Source organism: Alkalihalobacterium alkalinitrilicum (assembly GCF_002019605.1).
Taxonomy (GTDB): domain Bacteria; phylum Bacillota; class Bacilli; order Bacillales; family Bacillaceae_F; genus Alkalihalobacterium; species Alkalihalobacterium alkalinitrilicum.
Genome location: NZ_KV917368.1, coordinates 4,027,993 through 4,050,957, shown reverse-complemented (window position 1 = coordinate 4,050,957; position 22,965 = coordinate 4,027,993). Strand labels below are relative to the sequence as shown.

Annotated in this window: 11 protein-coding genes; all 11 read right to left on the bottom strand. The window is 38.0% G+C overall.

Annotated elements, in window-relative coordinates:
* Nucleotides 1–145: 145 nt before the first annotated feature.
* Nucleotides 146–1,240 (bottom strand): glycosyltransferase family 4 protein, encoded by a 1,095-nt coding sequence (locus tag BK574_RS19605; protein ID WP_078429750.1) that lies wholly within the window; start codon nt 1,238–1,240, stop codon nt 146–148.
* 279 nt (nt 1,241–1,519) lie between these two features.
* Nucleotides 1,520–2,647: a glycosyltransferase family 4 protein gene (locus BK574_RS19600; protein WP_078429749.1), complete on the bottom strand. Its 1,128-nt coding sequence runs from the start codon at nt 2,645–2,647 to the stop codon at nt 1,520–1,522.
* Nucleotides 2,648–2,659: 12 nt separating this feature from the next.
* On the bottom strand, nt 2,660–3,865 hold the full coding sequence (locus BK574_RS19595; RefSeq protein WP_078429748.1) for a glycosyltransferase family 4 protein: 1,206 nt from the start codon (nt 3,863–3,865) through the stop codon (nt 2,660–2,662).
* A gap of 355 nt (nt 3,866–4,220) precedes the next feature.
* The gene (locus tag BK574_RS19590; protein WP_078429747.1) at nt 4,221–6,608 is read right to left on the bottom strand and encodes a M14 family zinc carboxypeptidase; all 2,388 of its coding nucleotides are present in this window, start codon (nt 6,606–6,608) and stop codon (nt 4,221–4,223) included.
* A 115-nt stretch (nt 6,609–6,723) separates the two neighbouring features.
* A complete protein-coding gene (locus BK574_RS19585; RefSeq protein ID WP_078429746.1) occupies nt 6,724–8,895 on the bottom strand; it encodes a S8 family serine peptidase in 2,172 nt (723 codons plus the stop codon).
* A gap of 277 nt (nt 8,896–9,172) precedes the next feature.
* Nucleotides 9,173–9,751, bottom strand: a complete 579-nt coding sequence (locus BK574_RS19580) for an LPXTG cell wall anchor domain-containing protein (RefSeq protein WP_142247998.1) — start codon at nt 9,749–9,751, stop codon at nt 9,173–9,175.
* 55 nt (nt 9,752–9,806) lie between these two features.
* Nucleotides 9,807–10,319: a hypothetical protein gene (locus tag BK574_RS19575; protein WP_078429745.1), complete on the bottom strand. Its 513-nt coding sequence runs from the start codon at nt 10,317–10,319 to the stop codon at nt 9,807–9,809.
* Nucleotides 10,320–10,351: 32 nt separating this feature from the next.
* Nucleotides 10,352–15,418 carry a choice-of-anchor L domain-containing protein gene (locus BK574_RS19570; protein ID WP_078429744.1) on the bottom strand — a complete coding sequence of 1,689 codons (5,067 nt, stop codon included), beginning with the start codon at nt 15,416–15,418 and terminating at the stop codon, nt 10,352–10,354.
* Between the two features lie 204 nt (nt 15,419–15,622).
* On the bottom strand, nt 15,623–17,488 hold the full coding sequence (locus BK574_RS19565) for a L,D-transpeptidase (protein ID WP_078429743.1): 1,866 nt from the start codon (nt 17,486–17,488) through the stop codon (nt 15,623–15,625).
* 264 nt (nt 17,489–17,752) lie between these two features.
* On the bottom strand, nt 17,753–19,582 hold the full coding sequence (locus tag BK574_RS19560; RefSeq protein ID WP_078429742.1) for an N-acetylmuramoyl-L-alanine amidase: 1,830 nt from the start codon (nt 19,580–19,582) through the stop codon (nt 17,753–17,755).
* Nucleotides 19,583–19,787: 205 nt separating this feature from the next.
* Nucleotides 19,788–22,520 (bottom strand): SpoIID/LytB domain-containing protein, encoded by a 2,733-nt coding sequence (locus BK574_RS19555; RefSeq protein ID WP_078429741.1) that lies wholly within the window; start codon nt 22,518–22,520, stop codon nt 19,788–19,790.
* Between the last annotated feature and the right edge of the window lie 445 nt (nt 22,521–22,965).

The following is a 22,965-nucleotide window of genomic DNA, read 5'->3' as shown; positions in this document are numbered from 1 at the left end:
GTTTTGTGTGGTAACTCAAGGTTAACAAAGAGAGAGAATTGGGTGCATTTTTTTCCTATGAAATCACTGGGGCTTCTTCCATTGATTTTATAGGCAGCACCATAACATTCAGTATAGAGCCCAAAAAAAAGAGGCGATTCGCCTCTTATCGTTTATACTTAGGTTCATTACGAACCGAATTATACTTAATCATTTTCATAAAGAAATTAATAAGCGGTTTTTTCTTGTTGTCCATAATACCGACCAATTCAGCACTAATTTGAATGACGAGTAATAAGAAAAGGATAATAAAGACCGATAACCATTGAGCAGTTGTTGAAAAGATAATGGCCGAAATACCGAAAAATGCACTTACTCCATAGATGATGAGTACAGTTTTCCGATGGCTAAATCCCATTTCTAATAAACAATAGTGTAAATGTTTTTTATCTGGTGCTGAGATTTTTTTCTTGTTCACAATTCTTCGAATGATGGCAAACAACGTATCAAAAATCGGTATGGCTAATATAATGACTGGAATAACTAAGCTAATAAACGTTAAATTTTTAAACAATCCTGTTATTGAAATAACAGAAATTAAATACCCGAGGAATAATGATCCCGTATCCCCCATAAAAATCTTCGCTGGGTAAAAATTATGAACTAAAAATCCTAACGTACTTCCAATTAATACAACCGATAAAGCAATTGCTAACAGTTGTCCATCCAATACAGCCATGACGAGAATGGATGTAAGCGCAATGGATGAAACCCCTGCTGCCAATCCATCTAATCCATCGATTAAGTTAATCGCATTTGTAATCCCGACAATCCATAAGATCGTAAACGGATAACTCCATATTCCAAAGTAAATCTCTCCTGTGAACGGGAGGTTAATCATGTCGATTTTCAAACCTGAAAAAACGACAACACTTGCGGCAAGGATTTGCCCCACTAACTTTGAATTTGCTCTTAGTGTATATTTATCGTCTAGAATTCCTAAAACAACGATAATGAATGCACCCATCATAATAGGTACGATAAATTGGGATTCTGGCCTGATTACTAATATACCTGCTACAAACCCCAAAACAATCGCAAGTCCTCCAAGCCTGGGCATGATTTTCTCATGAACCTTCCTTGTTTCAGGACGATCGGTTGCTCCTATTTTGATCGCTAATTTCTTGACGAACGGTGTAGAAACGATAGTTACTGTAAATGCGATAATAAATGCAATGACGTATATATATAAAGGTAACATGTCTATTTTCACCTTCTTCTACTTCAATTATCCCGTTTAACTGGCGTTATGCTAAGTGGGAGACGATGGAACACAGACTAAGGTCGCCACGTCCTATGGCAACGTCTGTGTGACCCACATCGTGTGGGCCTCAGTAACAAACCCGATTGGTTCAACTAATATTCAGTGTGGAGGAAGAAGCCCCCAATATAAATAAAGTTTGACTTTATCCCAAAGAAATTATAGCATTTCCGAGCAAATAAGCAATCTTTTTATTTAAAGTTCCAAACTAATACATAATTATGAAGAAAGTACCTCATTATAAAATGTTAATAGTTTCTTCTCTTCTTTTTCCCAATTATACGTAGAATTAAAAGCTTTCTGGGCATTTTTTTGAATTTCTTTGAGCTGGTCTGGATCGGATAACAGTCGAGTAACCTCTTTCGCCATATTCTGTACATTGGTTGGATCGACCACGATGCCACCTCGACTTTGTTCGACAACTTCACGATAATGTGGGAAATCCGAGGCAACAACAGCTGTTCCAGACGCCATGTATTCAAACAGCTTATTTGGCAAACAGACTAAATGATTAGGAACAGGTAAGTATGGGATAATGCCAATCGCCGAATGAGAAAGGTAGTTCTCAATTTCTTCGTATGGAACTCTTCCTTTGAACTCAATATGGTCCTCTATCTCTAATTTTTTTATAATCGCTTTAATTTCACTTTCAAATGATGAGGACTCAAAAAATCCGACAAACGTTAATTTTGCTGTTGGCTTGTCCTTGACGACGAGTGCAAAGGCTCCAACTAATTCTTTTACCCCGCGGATCGGAGTCATTCCACCTAGATAAATCAATTGGTTTGGATCCTTTGATTGCTCTGAAATTGATTGGGTAAACATTGTTTTCAACGGGTAGTTTTCAATCTTACAGCTTTTATATTTTTTATAGCGTTCGCCGATCTCTGTCGTTGTATAAATGACACCACTCAATATTGAAAGAGATAGCTTTTCCATCATCTCATACCCAGAACGAATGATCGGTTTCAACCTTTTTGATAAATACGGCTTGCTCATAATCGCATTTGGATAATGCTCATGCACATCAAAGATCACTGGCTTACGGGTTATAAGGCGAAGGATGACACCAACCATAAGAAGCTCTGGGTCATGAAAATGGTAAAGATCTGCTTTCGTCTTTCGGGCAAGCTTGATCACCTTTAATGTATTCACAATTCTTTTAAGCTTACTTTTAGGCTTCTCAATTGGAATTAATCGTATTGGCGATTGTTCTTCTCGATCATCTGGTTCTGGGGCAATGAGATCGACACTGTATCCATTTTTCGCCAAGCTCTTACATTGTTTATGGTAAATTCTACCGTCATACGCGTGATGTACGGTCGTAATGACACAAACTTTCTTCATAAGATCGATCCTTTATTTTCGTTTAGTTTTCTCTAATATCGTAGATAACTGTTTGGCCAGTTCCTGACGATTATACTTGTGTTCGATAGCTTGTCCTATATGTTGCTTCATTTCCTCTAGACTTTCAGGGTGATCTAGCACATTGTTTACTTTTTCCACGAGATCAATCGGATTTTCTGGCTCAAAGAATATGCCTGCATTGAACTCTTCAACAATTTGCCGCGCTTCTCCGTCCACTCCTATTAGCATCGGCACATTCATCCCCATACAATCAAACACTTTCGAAGGAATCGTAATTTCAAAAAGTGGGTGTTTTTTTAAAGAAACTAAGCAAAGGTCCGCTGCTTGATAATAGTGAACCAACTCTTTTTTCTTCATACTATTCATAATCATAATGTTATCCAGTTGATACTCGCTTGCCATTTGTTTAAGGTTTTCCTTCTCTACTCCGTTGCCAATGAGCATAAAAACAACAGGTTTTTGCTGCTTCTTGAATTCCATGGCCGCTTCAATGACAACATCCAACCCTTGGGCTGCCCCAATGTTTCCTGCGAAAAGAATAAGTAATTGGTCTTCTATATTATGCTTTGCTTTCACATCAACCGTTGCTTCAACTTGTTGTAAAGATTCTGGATCAACACCGTTTGTAATCACTTCAATTTTTTCGGCAGGGATCCCTTGCTCGATCAGACGTTGTTTATACCCATCCGTTACAGTAATAATTTTATCTGCCTTCATATATAAAAAACGTTCTAATCTTCGTGCGAGATTCAATAGCTTCTTATTGTTGAACTGACTTAGCAGTTCGGCAAAATCAACCCAAAGATCACGTACCTCTAAGACAAATTTCGTCCGGTGGATTCGACTTAAAACGTAGCCTGCAACCCCCACGAAAAGCTGTGGTGATGTCGCATAGACCACATCTGGCTTTTTCGTAAATGCTCCAGACAAAATACTTGAAGCCATAAATGAAAAATAATTCGCTAATCTATTTTTGGCACTTGATTTTTTATCTTTTATACGAAACGACCGCCTTACTTGAATGCCGTCGCGTTGTTCTTTTTCAAACCACTTATAGCTCGTTTGGTCATTCGGAAACGTCGTTAACATCGTCACTTCCTGACCGTGCTTGACAAGGTTCTTAGACATATCATAAGCACGCCCTTGTGCTGCTCCAATCTCTGGAGGAAAGTGTTGCGAGATATACAATATTTTCATAATGTGAATTTCCCCACTTTGATTTACTAATGTCGTATTTTAGTCATTCCTGTATTATATCACTGATTTTTATGTCATTCTATGGATAAAACTAGCCATTTCATTTCTTTAAGGAGCGAACTCGTTCCAACAAGCTGGAACATCGGGAATTAGATGGAGTCTCGACTCCACCTGATTAGAACATCCCACCTACACTAGAGGTGGTGTCTTTACCCTAAAAACAATAATCCTAAAAAGAAGCTAAACATTCGAAAGAACAAAAAAAGGCGACTCTTCAGTATCAGCTTTCCTCAAACTCGTGCTTGAGGTGCTGAAAACTTATAAGAGTCTGCCTTATTTGAACAACAATTAGTCCCTATGGTTTAATCCACTTCGGTCCAATCCATGTGTTAATTCGGTACCAACCGTTCCATTCTTCAAACGCTTGTACCGTTTGTGGATCTAATTGCTCATTGCGTCTTGTATTTTCAAATGGATCATTATGAAGATACGTACTTTCTGTTAACGTAATGGCCTCATCAATCGTTCGAATTTCGCCAATCATTACGTTTTCTGGCTTAATCCACTTTGGTCCAAGCCACGTATTAATGCGATACCAGCCGTTCCATTCCTCAAACGCTTGTACCGTTTGCGGGCGTAACAACTCTGATCGGCGGTGGTTATCAAACGGATGGTTGTGTAAATGCGCATCCCTCGTCAGTGTTAGACGTTCATCAATCGATGTAATTTCACCGATCATCGCATCACTTGGTTTAATCCATTTCGGACCAAGCCATGTGTTGATTCGGTACCAACCATTCCATTCTTCAAATGCTCGTACGGTTTGCGGACGAACGACCTCTGATCGTCGATGTGTATCAAATGGATGGTTGTGTAAATGCGTATTACTTGTTAATGTTAGTTGTTCATCGACTGCATTGATTTCACCGATGATCGCATCTGTTGGCTTAATCCATTTCGGGCCGAGCCAAGTGTTGATTCGATACCAGCCGTTCCACTCTTCAAACGCTCGTACCGTTTGGGGACGAACGATATCGGACCTGCGGTGATTCGTAAACGGATGATTGTGCAAATGGGTATTGCTTGTTAGCGTAATGCGCTCATCGATTGAATTCACATCACCGATAATAGCATGATTTGGCTTAATCCATTTTGGACCGACCCACGTATTAATGTGATACCAGCCGTTCCATTCCTCAAACGCTCGTACCGTTTGTGGACGGATAATTTCGGATCTTCGATGATTCGTAGATGGTAAGTTGTGAAGACGTGTATCCTCACTTAATCTAATCGTCTCATCTACTTGTTTCACTTCACCGACGATTGCATTATTTGGTCTGATCCATTTCGGACCGACCCATGTATTAATACGGTACCAGCCGTTCCATTCCTCAAATGCTCGTACCGTCTGTGGACGAAGAACTTCAGATCTTCTTGAACTAGCTAGTGGTTGATTATGAAGATAGGCATTTTCAGTTAACCTTACTTCTTTGTCTACTGCTTGAATTTCCCCAACAATCGCATTCGTCGGTTTGATCCATTTTGGTCCTAGCCATGTGTTAATCCGATACCAAGACCCTTGCCTTTGAAAAGCGGTAACGGCTTGTGGATTAATCTTTGCCGCTATTCTTGTTTGCTCTAATGGTTGATTATACATTCTTGTTGTTTCTAAAAGAGTAATCTTTTCATTGATATTACTCGTTTTATTTGCCCATAGTTTGTGCCCTTCATTCGCTATAAATAAACCGATTGACTTATTTCGATCCCAAGCATCATTAATACAATTTAAAATAGCTTGATGGCTTCCTGCATAACGATTTTCTGGAATATATGAACATATTTCAGGCGTAAAGCCTGGTCTGCCAAACTCTTGAATAAACCAGTCAGTATATCCTCCTCCAGAAGGATTAGATGTTGGTTGGACTAAAGTATAGCCCGTAATATTTGAAAACTGATTAGCGATCGCTCGATCACGATTGACGTTTTCTGGTCTGTTATGGAAGTGCCAGTAAATGATATTTCCTGTCGAATGGTAAGCCACCGCGATTTCAGGATTAATTTGATACGTAAAATCGGCTACAAGTCGAGTTTCTGGTGTTTGTAATGGTTGAGTCCCTTTAAAATTGGAATAATAGGGACGACCTGGATTATTTCTAATCGTTGACCATTTCGCTGGATATTGTCGGTTAGGGTCAATTCCCCTTGCATCTGCTTTCCAGCGCCCGAAATCTCTACTCCCAGCATTCATCGTAATTAAACTACTATGAAGATGGCTTGGAAAGGCTGACAACCCTCGTTGTTGTAAGGTAACACCATCAGGGTTAACCATCGGTACAAACCAAATCGTTGTTTTACTTAAAAGGTCTCGCACATTATACCCTTGATAGTTTTGACCTCTACTATGTGCCTGAGCGTATTGGTCAATCATCGTCATCACAACATTCGTTGTGCCCCATTCCCTTGCATGGTGGGATGCATTGATAAAGACGTTCGCATCACCGTTACCTAACTTTACCGCCCAAATCTCTCGACCATATGTACTTTTTCCAAGAGATCGATACTCCATTATATTAGGGTATCTTTGGGCAAGTCTCTTAATATCATTCGTCATTTGTTCGTATGAATAGACTTGATTTTTATTCACGATATTACTAGTCGATGCGAACGTGATCGTATTTACTGGAATCAAACTAGTAATTAATGAAAATATAAAAATGAGTGCTATTACTTTTCTCCTAAACAACGCTTCATCTCCTTCCTATCTATCAGTAACTATCTATCTATTTAACCATATTTCGACAAAAAAAAATAGAGTACAAGTTGCACTCCATTTGGCAATAACTGTAATATTTTAAATGCTAGTCTTGATTATTTATTGATACTTTACTCGGTTGAATCCATTTAGGGCCAATCCATGTATTAATTCGATACCATCCATCCCACTCTTGAACGGCTGTAACAGTTTGCGGACGTAAAAATTCATTTCTTCTAGCACTGTTCCACGGTTGATCGTGTAAATACGTATTTTCTATTAAGTGTATACTTATAGTAACATTTGTTGGATCCCCTTTTAATGGATCGTTTGGTTTGATCCACTTCGGTCCAATCCACGTATTAATTCGGTACCATCCATTCCATTCTTCAAATGCTGTCACTGCCTGCGGACGCAAGAACTCAGTTCTCCTTGCACTATTCCACGGTTGATTATGCAAAAAAGTATTTTCGGTTAACGTCAATTTCAATGAAATCGGATTCGGTTCGCCGATTAATGGCCGATTCGGTTGAATCCACATAGGTCCAAGCCACGTATTAATTCGATACCATCCATTCCATTCTTCAAATGCTGTCACAGTCTGTGGACGCAAAAATTCATTTCGTTTAGCACTATTCCACGGATGATTATGCAAATAGGTGTTTTCTGTTATCGTGATCCGCGTTGAGATCGGAGTTGGTTGCCCGAGAAGCGGATTATTTGGTTTGATCCACTTCGGTCCGATCCACGTATTAATTCGGTACCACTCTCCCCACTCTTCAATAGCAGTAACTGTTTGAGGGCGTAAAAACTCACTTCTTCTAGCACTACTCCACGGATGGTTATGCAAATAGGTATTTTCTGTTATCGTAATCCGCGCTGAGGTGGAAGTTGGTTCTCCTAGAAGCGGATTGTTTGGTTTGATCCACTTCGGTCCAATCCACGTATTAATTCGATACCAGTCATTGACTTCTTCAAATACGGAAACGCGTTGCGGTCTTAAAAATTCAATCCGCCGTTTTCCATTAATATGGTCAAACAAATACGTATTTTCCGTTAGTTGGATAGTAAAAATCGGTTGCTCTGGTGGTTTAGGTGGTTCCACTGGATCAACGGGTTGTACTGGATCTGGGTCCTTCGGTTCTTCTCCATCTCCAGGCTCATTAGGATCATTCTCTACTATTTGAGGAGCTTGAATTAAACCGAATCCAAACCATGGATCTCTTCCATTTGCTCCTAAATCAATGACATTTTTTTGTAGTTTTTCACGTATTTGTGCTGGACTTAGATTGGGGTAAGCTTCTTTTAAAAGGGCTAGATTACCCGAAACATAAGGTGTTGCCATCGAAGTTCCGCTCATATGAGCATAACCATTTTTTAAATGGGTGCTATAGATTTCAACACCAGGAGCTGCCAGTTCTACAGCATTCCCCGTAGCAGAAAAGGTTGCCCTTTGATCACTTTTGTTTGTAGCCGATACTGCAATCGCGGAATCGTATCGTGCTGGAAAGTTCACAGTGTCTCCTACTCCATTCGTAGATCCATTATTTCCAGCGGCAGCGACGACTAAAATGCCATTATTATAGGCTCGATCTACAGCTTCCTTCAATGAGGGTGACTCAATTTCAGCACCTAAGCTTAAATTAATGATATCCATATTGTTTGTGATGGCCCAATCAATCCCTGCAACAATACTTGAAAGAAGACCACTTCCATCTTTCCCAAGTACTTTTACGGCGTAAAGCTCAGCTTCATGAGCAACACCGACTGTTCCGAAACCATTGTTTCTCGCGCCAATAATTCCAGCGATATGCGTTCCATGGCCATTATCATCGACATATGACGTTGTATAGGGGGTAAAGGAAGCTCCTCCTGCAATCTTTAAGTCATTATGTGGAGCAATACCAGTATCGATTACAGCAATTTTGACCCCTTTTCCCGTATAGCCTGCTTCCCAAGCATTTGGTGCATTTATCCGTTTAATTCCCCAATCTTGGACTTGAGCTTGACTTTGAATTTGAATGACTTGATCACTTTCAATCGCTAGTACATTCGGATTGTTTTCCAACGCCTCTTTCATCTCTTCAGAAACGGTGATCGCTACTGCAGGGATGTTTTCAAACTCGTGCTCTACTTTTCCTTTAACTTGTCCAATGATGTCTAAATCGATTTTATCTTTAAAAAGAATAATAATTTCTTCATCACTTTGTGCGTCTACGTGAGGAACAAGTTGAAATATAAAAAGAAATACGATAAGAATGGATAATAATTTTTTCAAATATGTCCCCTACCTTTTAATAATGTTGATTGGATTTTAAGATAGGTTGGTTTCCATCTTAATACCATCTTTTAAATAACTACTTAACTATGAATAAATATATCATGAAAAATAACAGCTTTACTACTTCATATTATTAGGTAAAGAGGGAAATAAATCAATTATTCTATTACAATCCGACAAACTTTCATATTGCTATAGGCGCTCGGTAGGAAGGCCTTTCATAGAAAAAGCTAACACCAATCATAAGATGAGTGTTAGCTTCTTTAATTAATTATTACTCTGTTAAATTCTGTCTTCTTTTGACAATTACAATCGTTGCTATACCTGCACCTAAAAGGATAATTCCAACAAATATCCAGTTAAACATTGAAGTCGCTGTTTTAGGAAGTCCGTGGTCTTCACCTGCCACTTCTTTCCCTTCTTCTACTTCTTCTCTTACCTCTTGATCATTTTCATTATTTCCTCCACCTATTCTTACATCCTCTTCTGAAACTGTTTCATCCTGAGGATTTCCCCCAGCTTCTGGCTGAGTTGGTTCTTCAGGAGGTGTACTTTCATTAGGTGGTGTGTCTTCCTCAGGTGTTGGAATTTCTCCAGGAGGTGTGCTTTCACCAGGTGGTGTTTCTTCTTGAGGAGGAGTCTCTTCCGTTGGCGCTCCTCCGTTTTGTGTTACTGATAAAATATTTCCTGTACTATCATAAGTATATTCAATCGTTTGTCCATCATTATACGTAACAGATGTTATCCGATTCAGTTCATCATAGGTATAAGTAGCGGCTAATGCCGATGATGGTAGAAACATAGCAAATAGAACTATGAAATAAATGAGCGGTTTAAATGAGAAATTCTTCATTTTTTACGTTCTCCTTTATATTCTCCAATAAGGATGTCTAGTCTAACCATTCTATTCATTGGGGGCGATGATATTTTAATATACTGTATACGAGACTGCATTCATTAAATAACATGGGTAGTTTTATCGTTTGATCATTATTCATATGAAGATGAAACATTAAAAAATTCATCTCAACATAGCTAATGTTATTTAATTTAATTCGTAACACTTTATTAGGTTGTTTTCCGTAATAATAATATATTTGGCCACTAGACAATTCCAAGCGCTTTTTCGTTAAAATAGTAGCTCGATAATAGGCTAAGAACAATAATAAACATCCTACAGCGATCAAAATAACGTATTGAACGATATGTTCTCCGAAAAAGAACACGGAAAAACAAATCAAGCCAAGACCTGAATAGATGACAACTTCTAAAAGGATACCGATAGTAGAATACGTAAACTTCCGATTATTCATTTCGAGATGTTTTAGTTTCTCTGCTTTTCTCTCGACACCCGTTTCTATCGATTTATAAAGTATCCCTGTAATGATCGCTGTTAAAATAATCGTAATACCTGTTATCATAAAAAATCCCCCAAAAACAATTTACAAAATCATTATTTAATTCCTTTGGCTGTTCCGCCTTTTAATGCCCAACCTGTTACATGAGTAAACACATCTGGTGCCCAGTTATCAAGCCCCTTCGCTACTTTCAATTGGTTGTTGAGCGATTTTTTTTGTTTCGCAACATTGGCTTGAGCTTGTTTACTTAATCCGTATTGAGCATTGTTTAAACCTTTTTGAAGGTTTTTCAATCCTGTATTCGTATTCTGTAAGTACTTCGATGTTCCGGTTTTGATTGGGATTGCACCTAAAAGAGCTGCTGTCGCTATGTCGCTTCCCTTTGGTTTTTCCCATTTAACTAAGGAAGAAGTTAATTCACCGGCAATACCTGCTCCAGCACCTGAAGTTACTGTGATGGCTGTACCTCCTACAAGACCTGCACCGAGAGCTACTGGTGCAGCTGCTGCAGTAATACCTCCTGCTACTGCACCGCCTAAAGTGCCCGCAACAACATCTTTAATACCATCTCCTGCAATCGCTGCAGTTACTCCACCAACTATGGCACCAATTCCCGCTCCAATGGCAATATGGGCCCACTCTCCATCCGGGTCGACAAACATTACAGGATTATTACGAGAGTATGCATAACGATTGTATGATTGTCCTAATAATACAGACCCCTTGACAATATCTTCATTTAAGAAGCGTTGTGTTTCTGGTTGATAATATCTAGCTCTCATAAAGAGAAGGCCGTTATGGTCCGTTTCGACACCGTACTGACCCGTATATAAGTACGGTTGATCCACGTTTCCTTCTTTGGCGATGATATTCCCGAATGGATCATACATGTACCGAGCAACAACAGTTGCCTCTTCATCTGTAATAGCCGTCGTACTTCCTCTATAATCTTGGTGATAAGTGAAATAATCGAATTGTTCATCTTCAAAACCAATTAAACCAATTCCGTAAATATAAGAGTTTAGTAGATTACCTTCAGAGTCTGTCTCCATTAGCACCTGTGATAGATGGGCAATAGGATTAACCACATACTTTGTCGTTTCCCCACCTTCTGTTAGTGCCACACGCTGGTCGTTAATATCATACGTATATTCCGTATGTCCTGTTGAAACTAAGCGATTACGGGAGTCATATTCAAATTCAGCTTGCCCGCCTTGTAAAACACCTGTTGTAAGATTTCCATCTTCATCATGAATCATTGTATGGTCATTCATCGTATTCACTTGATTGCCTGATGAATACGAAGCTGTTATGGAACTTGGGACAATATCAATATTCATTGATATCTCATTTTGTTCCGATACGATGTTACCCACTTCATCATAAGTATATTGGTAATGATTAATAACCTCTCCACTTGATGAAACATCTTGAGTTGCTATGAGTTGTCCAAGTTCATTATACGTTCTCGTTTCTACCGTGCCGTTTGGTCGAGACGTTTCTAGTAATCGACCATTTTCATCGTATGAATAACGAGTTGTACGATCTTTCCAATCTCTTACCTCAACTAATTGATTGGCGCTATCATAGCTGTAGTGAACGTCATTTCCGTTTGGATATGTTAATTTTGTTATATTATGATTAGCATCATATCCATATTGAATGATGTTTCCATATACATCGGTATACTTAATGATTCTATCAAATGCATCATATACGTAGCTTATTGTACCTAAATTGTCTGTTATTGTTAAGATATTATTATTTTCATCATAAGTGTAATGAGACGTATTTTCTGGCTCAACTAGTGTAATCACACGACCTAATGGATCATATTCATAAGTTGTTTCTTGTCCTCTGCCATTGGTCATTTTACTAATCAAACCACGATTATCATATTCATAATGTATAGTATGACCATTGGCCGACTCAACAGAGGTTAAGTCTCCTAGTAGATTAAACGCAAATTGCAATGTATTTCCATTTGCATCTGTTAAAGACGTTTGATTTCCTTCTGAGTCAAACCCTTGCTGACTAACTCCGCTTAACGCATCTACTGAACGAACCGCTCTACCAATTGCATCATAATCAATATTAAGTAACGTCCCTTGCTCCGTTGTTATTTTCTTAAGTAAGTCTACATTGTCATACTCAAACGTCTCTGTATGACCTAGGGCATTCTTTAGTTCGATCATGTTCCCGACGCTATCGTAGTTGGCGATGGAAACCGTATTCCCATTGGCATCTTTTTCATTAATGATATTGCCTACTGCATCGTACGCTAGTGTTATTGAATTGTCTAGCGGATTCGTTAACCCCGTTATTCTACCTTTTTGATCGTAACTAAAACGAGTGGTATTTCCACGTGCATCCGTGATGGATGTTAACAAATCCTCAGCATCGTAATTAAATTGAATGGTTTGATTAAGCGCATTGGTTTCCTTAATCAAATTATTATTCCCATCGTATTCATATTTCGTAGTGTTACCTCTTGAGTTTGTTTCTTGCATTAAATTACCAAACTGATCATAGCTGTAAATGATGTGATAACCGAGAGCGTTCGTTACCTTGGTTAAATACCCATTTTTATTATAGGAAAATGTCGTTGTATAACTTTCCGGGTCCGTATACGAGATGAGTTGACCGATTTGATCAAATTCAAACGTTGTCGTATTTCCATTTGAATCAACCATGGTACGGACTAAGCCTTGATGATACGTAAAGTTCGTTGTGCCGCCTTTAGGTGCCGTATTTTTCGTTAATAAGCCTTGTTGATCATATTCAAGATTAACACTATTTCCTTGAGGATCGGTTACTTTCGTTACTTGATTACGCTCATTATAAGAAAAGCTATGCTTATCACCTTTTGCATTTTCAACTGATAGCAAATTATTACGAGCATCATATGTCATTTTCGTCGTACGACCTAGTGCGTCGGTAATACTTGTAACATTGCCACGGTCATCATAGGAGAAAGTAGTTAGATTCCCGCCTTCATCTATTTCTTTTACCTTATTTCCATGCGAGTCGTATTCAAAGCGTTTCGTATTTCCTAATTCATCCGTACGACTTAACAGTTGATAGAGGTTGTTATACGTAAAGATCGTTTGATTTCCTTTTCGGTCAGTAAACGTCGTTACTAGGCGCCCTTCTTCCATATCTTCATCATACTCAAATTGTCCTTGTTGATTTTTTGAGTCTTTTTGGGCAATAACACGACCAGCTTCATCAAATGTATTACTAAAAATTTGTTTACCATTCGAATCTGTTGCTGTGACAATTTGTCTCACTTCGTTGTAAGTAAAGGCGATCGAATTTTGTTCTGGATCTACCTTTGCAACGAGGAGCTCTTCTTCGTCGTAGTTAAACTTTACTTCTCTCCCTACGTTATCAGCAACCGTCGTTAACAAACCTGCATTATTGTAGGAAAAATGTAATTGTTGTCCCGAAATGGGCTCCGTGACACTCGTTAACTGTCCTGACTCGTTATAAGAATAATTTAATACTTGTTGATAGGAATTGTACTTTTGCACTAGTTGCCCATCTGCGTTAAACTCATATTTTTCACCATTGTTATGTTCTAATGTAAAGCTACCATCATTATTTTTCGTTAAGTTGTAATGTTTCAATGCTTCATCTGGTGAAGTATAACCACCTGAATCCATCTCAACAAATGTGTTTATTCGATTAGAATCCCAGAGGATATTAACAATTCCACCCTCTGACTCTTGAATACTCATTTCATAATTATTCGTCCAACCTGTTCCCATCATTCCTTCATCTAACAGTAAAGAATTATAAAGAACATCGAATGTTAATGGAAAAGCACCGTTAACCGTTAATAGAGTTTCATATAAGACTTGGGCTCCTGTTGCACTATCAATCGGATCAATGACAGGTTCACCGACTGTTTTCTCTGGGTAATTAGGCTGTTGACCTTTAATGTTTTCTTTTGCTCCTAAGCCTGACATCACCCCTGCTTGCCCAATAAAGCTTCCTGATTTAATAAAAACATTCGAGTCTAAAATATGATCTCCTGCATCGGCGATAGCTAGCTTAATCGTGTTAAATTGATTCGGTTTTACTTTGGCTCTAATTGGAAGGACTACTGTTAAACCGTCCATTTCCGTGTTGATATCTCCACCGCCATCGTTCAGGTCATTATTTCTATAAAGTTCAGGATGGCTGGCATTGGTTCCATAAGGTTTTCCACCGTTGACTGTATTTATTGCAACAGGTGTATCTGTTCCTGGAATTGTTGCAACATTTTGCCCATTTACAAAAAAACCAAAAACATCATTGAATGAACTATTTACGTATTCGTTATATTCATCAGAAGCAAACACATATTCAAAAAAGATTTCATCATATGTAGGAATAAATTCAAACTCTAATATTGTCGCATCATATGTTGTATAGCCTGGAATGAGTGAATTTAAATCTGGGTCTCCTGGTAAACCATTATTGGCTGAAATGTCATCGACTGTATTGGGTCCTTGAACGTTATGGACACTTCCTGTACTTAAAATAATTCCACTCTCAAAGCCAATAATATCTTCTTCCGTTATAAAAAAACCAGCCGATCTGTCGACACCTGTATATTTAATGTTTTTTACAACAACTCCAGAACCAACTAGAGCTTCTACAAGATATTGTGCTTTCGTTTGCCCTTCGGATAAATCTAAATCATCTAGATCTGCTATCATCCAATCATTATTTAACGCAGAGAATGCTCCAGTATCTCGCTTTGTAGTACCTTGTCTTTTCGGTGTTTCCGTTTCTTCACTGCTTTCTACTAAACTTGATTCTACTTCTTCAACGGATTCTACTTTTTCTACCGTTTCAGCTTCTTCTGTATTATCAACTTTTTCTGCAGCTTTCTCAGCTTGGACACCTATTTTATCTTGTTCTTCTTTCTTTAAGGTTTCCTCGTCCACCTCTTGTTCCTTAGTCTCTATCTCTTGAGGTGTTGGTTCTTCTAACTTTTTATCTACTTCTTCTTCACTAGAAATGAGTGCTTCGGCTTCAGTTTCAATCTCTGTTTTTACCGAGGAATCCGTAGCACTTATTGCTAATACCGTTCCAATAGGCAGTAAGTGTTGTAATGATAAAAATACGACTAACATTACGGCAATTAGCCTATTGAATGATGCTTTCCCCATCTTCACACTTCCTTTTTTGACATTTTTTTAGATTTTTCCATATATTTTACATACTTAACAATTATACTATAAAAACCAACAATTTCTAGTTCTTTTTAACAATTTTATGGATACTTGGTCATGTTTTGTCGGTTTTTCCCCTTATAAATAACCAAACTAAAGAACCGGTAGATGATCTACTCGGTTCTTTACTTTCCTTTTCTATTAATTTACTTTAATCCATTTGGGACCAATCCATGTATTAATTTGGTACCAACCATTCCATTCGCCTATCGCATGAACAGTCTGAGGTTGAAGAACTTCAGACCTTCTCGTATTTGCAAATGGATGATTGTGCAAATACGTATTTTGCGTTAACGTTATACTTTGCGAAATCGATTTAATTTCTCCTACAATTGCATTAGTTGGTTGAATCCATTTTGATCCTAACCACGTATTCACTCGATACCAGCCATTCCATTCTCCCGTTGCCTGTACCGTCTGTGGACCTAACACTTCTGATCGCCTTGTATTTGCAAATGGTTGATTATGCAAATGCGTATTTTGCGTTAACGTTATACTTTGCGAAATCGATTTAATTTCTCCTACAATTGCATTAGTTGGTTGAATCCATTTTGATCCTACCCATGTATTAATTCGGTACCAGCCATTCCATTCTCCCGTTGCCTGTACCGTCTGTGGACCTAACACTTCTGATCGCCTTGTATTTGCAAATGGTTGATTATGCAAATGCGTATTTTGCGTCAATGTTATACTTTGCGAGATTTGCTTAATTTCTCCTACAATCGCATTCGCCGGTTTAATCCACTTTGGTCCTACCCATGTATTAATTCGGTACCAGCCATTCCATTCTCCTGTTGCTTGTACAGTTTGCGGGCGTAACAAGTCTGATCTTCTTGTATTGTCAAATGGTTGATTATGCAAGTACGTATTTTGCGTCAATGTTATAATTTGCGAGATTTGCTTAATTTCTCCTACAATCGCATTCGACGGTTTAATCCACTTTGGTCCTACCCATGTATTAATTCGGTACCAGCCATTCCATTCCCCTGTTGCCTGTACAGTTTGCGGACGTAGTAATTCTGATCTTCTTGTGTTTGTAAAAGGTTGGTTATGCAAGTATGTATTTTGGGTTAATGTTATTTTTTGCGAGATTGATTTAATTTCCCCAACGATTACATTCGACGGTTTAATCCATTTCGAGCCCAACCACGTGTTTACACGGTACCAACCATTCCATTCTCCTGTTGCTTGTACCATTTGAGGACGTAAAACTTCAGACCTTCTCGTATTAGCAATCGGTTGATTATGTAGACGTGCATTTTCGGTTAATGTCAATTTTTGTGAAATATTTTTGATCGTACCATCAATCGTGTTATTAGAAGGAATCCACCTCGGACCCATCCATGTATTGATTTTATACCAATTTGATAGTTTCTCAGTTGCCCTGACCGATTGAGGGTTTAATACAGCAGAAGTTCTGCTACTCGTATTTGGTTGATTATATAAATGTGTTCTTTCTAACACTGTAATGGTCTTATTGATTGCTTGCCCTTGCGTTATTTGATAACCACGAGATCTCGCAATTTGTTCAAATGTGTTGTTGGTATTCGTAATGATTACTGTTGTATTTAATTTTACTTGATCAAATAGCCAGCGAACCTCATGGTTGTGCATTCTGACACAGCCAGCACTTACATAATTACCAATTGAAGCAGGGTTGTTATTTCCATGAATAGCATAGGTTGTTCCATATGTACCTCTTGCGTCTAAACCTAGCCAACGGTCACCAAGTGGATTTCTTGGATCACCGCCTGGTATATTTCCAGAATAATATGGACGGTTTTTTATTTTATTAACAATCTTAAAGGTACCTTCTGGAGTAAATGCATTATCCCGTCCTGTACCTACACTAAATGTCCTTACTAATTTACCATTATCATAAAAGGCTAGTTGATTATTACTCTTGTTAATAATAATTAATTGTCCTTGGTTAGATGCCTCTGCTTCATGCGGCATACCAATTAAAAAACTAACTAATAAAACGATAATAACTGCAATGTTTCTCATCATATCACCCACCCAAAGAATTAGTAGTTTTGTAGGATAAATAAAAGTAATTTTATTATACAGGAAAATATTTAATTTTTTTGTAAAAACATGTAACTTCAGTTTAATTTCTTATATTTTTTTACTAGTTTTAAAAATTGTAGTTGTTATTTACTATTTTACTCAAAGGACGTCCCTCAGAATTGCTATATTATTTTCAGCACACAAAAAAAAACAGGTGCTGTAAATCAATACAGTACCTGTTTTTTTGGTGTGCCTTCTATTCTATTTTTCAAGGTATTCTTTAATTGCGTTATACATTGCAGTTGCAACTCTATTTTGAAAGTTATTGTTTAAAAGTAGCGTCTCTTCACTTGGATTATCAATAAATCCAACTTCTATTAAGGCTGCTGGCATATTTGTATCCCTTAATACTCTAAAACTACTTGTTTTCAATCCTCTGTCTCTAAGTCCAGTAGCTTTAATCAAGTGTTGATGAACGATCTCAGCAAATGGCCGGTCAATACTTTTTGACATCCAGGTTTCGGTCCCTGTTGCTGTTCCAGTTGCTGCATTTGCATGAACTGATAAAAATAGATCAGCATTTACTGCGTTTGCTAGTTTGGGCCGATCACCTAATGCGACAGTACTATCATCTTTTCTAGAATAATGAACATTAATCGTCGGATCATTCTCTAGTAGATTAATTATCTTATTAGAAATGCTCAAGACAAGATTGGCTTCTGTACTGACTCTTCCTAGAGCACCTGGGTCGGTTCCCCCATGTCCCGCATCAATGAACACAGTATACTTCCCATTTGCAGAATGGCTTTGTATTTCGATAAAATCTGCCGAAACATAAGCAGCGCCGTTATGATTCGAGAATTCAATTTGGTACCAGCCATTTAACTCATTTATGATCGTTACACTCGTACCATTCGCTAATGCACCGATGACTGGATGGGATGACCCTGGACCACTACGGACATTCAATGTGCTATTCACCTTCACAATTCCGTATTTTTTTTCGGTTTGTGAAATGACGACTATATTTGGATTTATCCATTTCAGACCTAACCACGTATTGATTCGATACCATTCTCCCCATTTCGCAATGACGTTAACTGTCTGTGGCTTTACTTCATTGTTTTGCTTCGTGCTTGTAATCGGATGGTTATGAAGAGGAACCGCATGCTCGAGAGTTAATTGTTGCGATATTTCTGTAATCGGTGTCGAAGAAATCGTTCTTCCTTCTATCCATTTCGGACCTTGCCACGTATTAATTCGATACCATTCTCCCCATTGACCTGTCACTGTTACCACTTGAGGTTGAACGGTCGTAGATGTTTTGGACCCTGCCAACGGCTGATTATGCAGATGCGCTGTTTGGAGTAAAACGGAAGATCTGTTGATTTCTTCTATATTATAAGGAACTGCGTTGGTTGGCTTGATCCACTTTGCTCCAAGCCAAGTATTGATTCGATACCATTCTCCCCATTTTCCTGTAACTGTTACGGTTTGTGGGTTTACACTAGAACTTATCCGCTTATTTGAAAATGGCTGATCGTATAGTCGGGTTACTTCCGTTAATGTTAATCGTTCAGAAACGGTTTCAACATTAGCAGGTCTTGGATCGACTGGCTGTATCCATTTTGATCCTAACCATGTATTAATTCGGTACCAATTTCCCCACTGGCCAGTTACTCGAACGGTCTGTGGGTTCACTGAAGAACTTATTTTTGTATTGGACATCGTTTGATTGTACAACGATGTTGTTCTCGTTAAAGTCAATTGTTTGGAAGTCGCTGTTATTTCTGATGGAACAGCGTTTCTTGGATTAATCCATTTCGGACCAAGCCACGTGTTAATCCGAAACCAACTACCATTTTGGGCTGTAGCAGTTACCGTTTGTGGTTGTATTAATGAGACTTGTCGAGTGGAGTATGCAGAATCGTGTAAATGAGTGGGCTCTGTTAATGTTAACCGTTCTCTAATTTCGACAGTTGTATTTGCAGAAATATTACTAGGTGAGGTAACCGCCATAAATGCAACAATCATAATGAATAAAAAGGTAATTAGATAACTCTTTTTTACTAGGACGTCTTTATAATACATTCCGAGCCTCCTTCCATATGTATAGAAAAATGGTACTAGCTAGCAAACTCAAGTGCTACACTAGTACCATCTCAATTTGCTTCTAAAAACTACTTCAAGTTGTTGTAATATTTTTTGAAAACTCGAAACATATACGAGACCGTATATGTTTCGAGTTTCTATTCATAACAACTTGATCATTTTTTTAACAAAGCTTTTTCTATAATCATTCGTCGTTTTTTACTGGTTCCTCTTCTTCTAACAGGTCATGTTCATCATTAGCCAGCTCTTCTTCTACAGACTCAACTTCTTCTGATTGCTTACTTTCTTCATTGATCTGTTCAACTTTTTCCTGCTTAACTTCCTCTGGCTTGTTATCGATTTCCTGTTGTTGTTCCTCAACTGGTTCAATTACTTCTTCTTTTTCCTCTTCCTTCTCTTCAACAACAATACTACTACTTGCAAATGTTACATTACTAGGTTTAATCCACTTATCTCCAACCCAAGTTTTGATCAAGTACCAGCCATTCCATTCAGCAACTGCTGTTACTGTTTGTGGTCGGACTACTTCTGATCTTCTTGTATTTTCAAACGGTAAATTGTGCAGATGCACCGTTTCAGTCAATACAATTTGTTCAGAGATTGGCGTTGGTTCACCGATCATTGCATTATTTGGTTTGATCCATTTTTGCCCAACCCACGTATTAATCAAGTACCAGCCATTCCATTCAGCAACTGCTGTTACTGTTTGTGGTCGGACTACTTCTGATCTTCTTGATGATTCCGATGGGGAATTATGCAAACGTGCATCTTCTGTTAAGCGAATTCGTTCTGAAATTGGTGTTGGCTCACCAATAATTGCATTATTTGGTTTGATCCACTTTTGTCCAACCCAAGTATTTATTAAATACCAACCATTCCATTCCTGAATACCTGTTACGGTTTGTGGTCGAACGATTTCACTTCGACTTGTATTGGCTAGCGGTTGGTTATGCAAACGTACATCTTCAGTTAATGTAATCCTTACAGATACATTATTTGGAGACCAAACAGTCGCATTACTTGATTTAATCCACTTCGGTCCTAGCCACGTATTAATTCGATACCAGCCATCCCACTCGGCTGTTGCTGTCACTTGTTGTGGTCTGACACTATCATTGCGTCTTGCACTATCTAACGGTTGATCATGTAAACGTGTATCTGTAGTTAGGAGTAATCGTTCATTAATAACATTCGGTTCCCCGATTAATACATTTGTTGGATTAATCCATTTAGGTCCTAACCATGTATTGATTTGGTACCAACCGTTCCACTCGGCTATTGCTGTTACTGTTTGTGGTTTAACGATCTCTGATCGTCTTTGACCTGCAAAAGGACCGTCATGCAGTCGAGTATCTTGAGTTAACGTCAACCTTTGCGAAACCGAATTCGGTTCACCTTCAATAGCAAACGTTGGGTTAATCCACTTTCTACCTAACCACGTATTAATTTGATACCAACCATTACTTTCTTGGTACACCGTTACGACTTGCGGGTTGATAACCTCACTTCGAGGCGAACCCCCTATTTGATCATACAAAGGGGTAGATGAAGTAAGGGTTAAATTATACAGTGGTTCATTTGTATCTCTTAGAATATAGGATACAGACATCGAGCCATTAATACGTTGATTACTAGTGAAGTTCGTAGTAAAAGAAATATTATCTATTCCTACTATTTTCATCTCGTAATGAGAGTCTACTAAGCCTTGATTTCTTATCCATGTTTTAATATTGTTCGTTAAAGTAACATCTCTTTCACTGACTTCGCTCCACCATTGACCTGGATTTGATAGATTTCTCCCAGATAGATCAATTTGTGTTTTGTGAAGTGAAAAGTTCCAATTAATATTTCCGTTTCCTAAACCGCCACTTCTCAAATCATATGGGTCATCATTTGTTATAAGATACGGAATTAATCCACTCCCCCAAGAGTTTGTGTTCGAGAGAATTTTCCCACCATTACTAGAAGAATATAAAGCTTCTATTAAACCACCATTGTGTCTAAGAGCTTCTCCTCTTGTTGAATCGACAGCTTGATTCGTATTTGCAAAAGTAACATGTCCACCATATACTTGATGACTTTGTGTATCCGTTACGGTTGCTGAACCAAAGCGTAAAATATACGTTCTAGCAGCAACGGCTTGCGCTTTTAACGCTTCTAAGCCACCATGATTCCCCCAACCAGCTGACATTTCGTGTGGGACAACACCTTTTAAATAATCTTCAAGTTGAAGTGTTACTACTGGGCGAATGAACCCACCTTCTATCGCAAAGCGAACTGTACCTATATATGGGCGACCATTAATGCGAATAACGTTATCAGCCCCATACTCTTTAGGAACAGCATTCAATGTACTTCCTGTTCTAATTCTTTCATTTCCTCTATATAAAGCAAGCAATCCATTTTCTATTTTAATAGAATAGTTATGCGAGCCATTTAATGTTTGAACTCCATCTATCGTATATTCACCAGTTACTAAAACCGGCACTTCTGTTCTATTTCCTAAATAATTCGACAGTCGAATATTAACATTTCTATTTTGTTCCGTAGTGATTTGTGCACCTGGATAATAGAAATTTAATATATTTTGATATGAATGGCCTTCCGTCGACATTTGATACGCTCCAAATTGACTCATACCAATCCCATGTCCCCAGCCGCCACCATTTACTGTAAATGTACTTCCAGTGTCTGTGACACTCTTTACATAAGGACTTTTCATAAAAGTACTATTAAATATCGAGCGAAAATCCCAAGCACGTCGATCAATCGTTAATGTGTGCCGTTTTATTTCCCCATTTTCCATTATAAAAGCACTGCTACTTTGTGCTGATGTTTTACCGCTACTTGGAACTATCCCAGACAGAACGAGTAAAAATACTAAACTATAAACAAGTAATAGTTTTAATTGATTCATAATCGCTTCCTCTCCATTTGTTGTGTTAAACACAAGGACAATTATATAATTTCATCCTACAGATTTCATTATATAAATATTGCCACTAGATCTCTACATAATTATAGAAAAAAACCTAAAAAAAACTAAATTTGGACAAAAAGTCATATTTTTATAGATAATAGTTTTAAAGGTTTGTGTCGAAACATACTACCATAATCGAAATATATTTCGTTAGGTAATTAGATTTACTAAAACGAAAAAGCTGTATCTTTGTCAGTCGCATAATTCAAATTTGGTCATACTAGATTATCAAGACATAAAAAAAGAGTACCTCCCCAAAGTCAGATAAGTAAGAAACCACATACTCTCAAACTGGAAGAAGACTCCTTTTTTGACTAAAATAAGACAAATCGTGCCTCGGTTATTTACCGAAACACGATTTAATTTGTACTTTACACCTTTC

Coding starts and splice junctions, on each gene's coding strand:
- BK574_RS19605 (WP_078429750.1), bottom strand. CDS start 1,240: ATGTTACCTTTATATATATACGTCATTGCATTTATTATCGCATTTACA.
- BK574_RS19600 (WP_078429749.1), bottom strand. CDS start 2,647: ATGAAGAAAGTTTGTGTCATTACGACCGTACATCACGCGTATGACGGT.
- BK574_RS19595 (WP_078429748.1), bottom strand. CDS start 3,865: ATGAAAATATTGTATATCTCGCAACACTTTCCTCCAGAGATTGGAGCA.
- BK574_RS19580 (WP_142247998.1), bottom strand. CDS start 9,751: ATGAAGAATTTCTCATTTAAACCGCTCATTTATTTCATAGTTCTATTT.
- BK574_RS19575 (WP_078429745.1), bottom strand. CDS start 10,319: ATGATAACAGGTATTACGATTATTTTAACAGCGATCATTACAGGGATA.
- BK574_RS19570 (WP_078429744.1), bottom strand. CDS start 15,418: ATGGGGAAAGCATCATTCAATAGGCTAATTGCCGTAATGTTAGTCGTA.
- BK574_RS19565 (WP_078429743.1), bottom strand. CDS start 17,488: ATGAGAAACATTGCAGTTATTATCGTTTTATTAGTTAGTTTTTTAATT.
- BK574_RS19560 (WP_078429742.1), bottom strand. CDS start 19,582: ATGTATTATAAAGACGTCCTAGTAAAAAAGAGTTATCTAATTACCTTT.
- BK574_RS19555 (WP_078429741.1), bottom strand. CDS start 22,520: ATGAATCAATTAAAACTATTACTTGTTTATAGTTTAGTATTTTTACTC.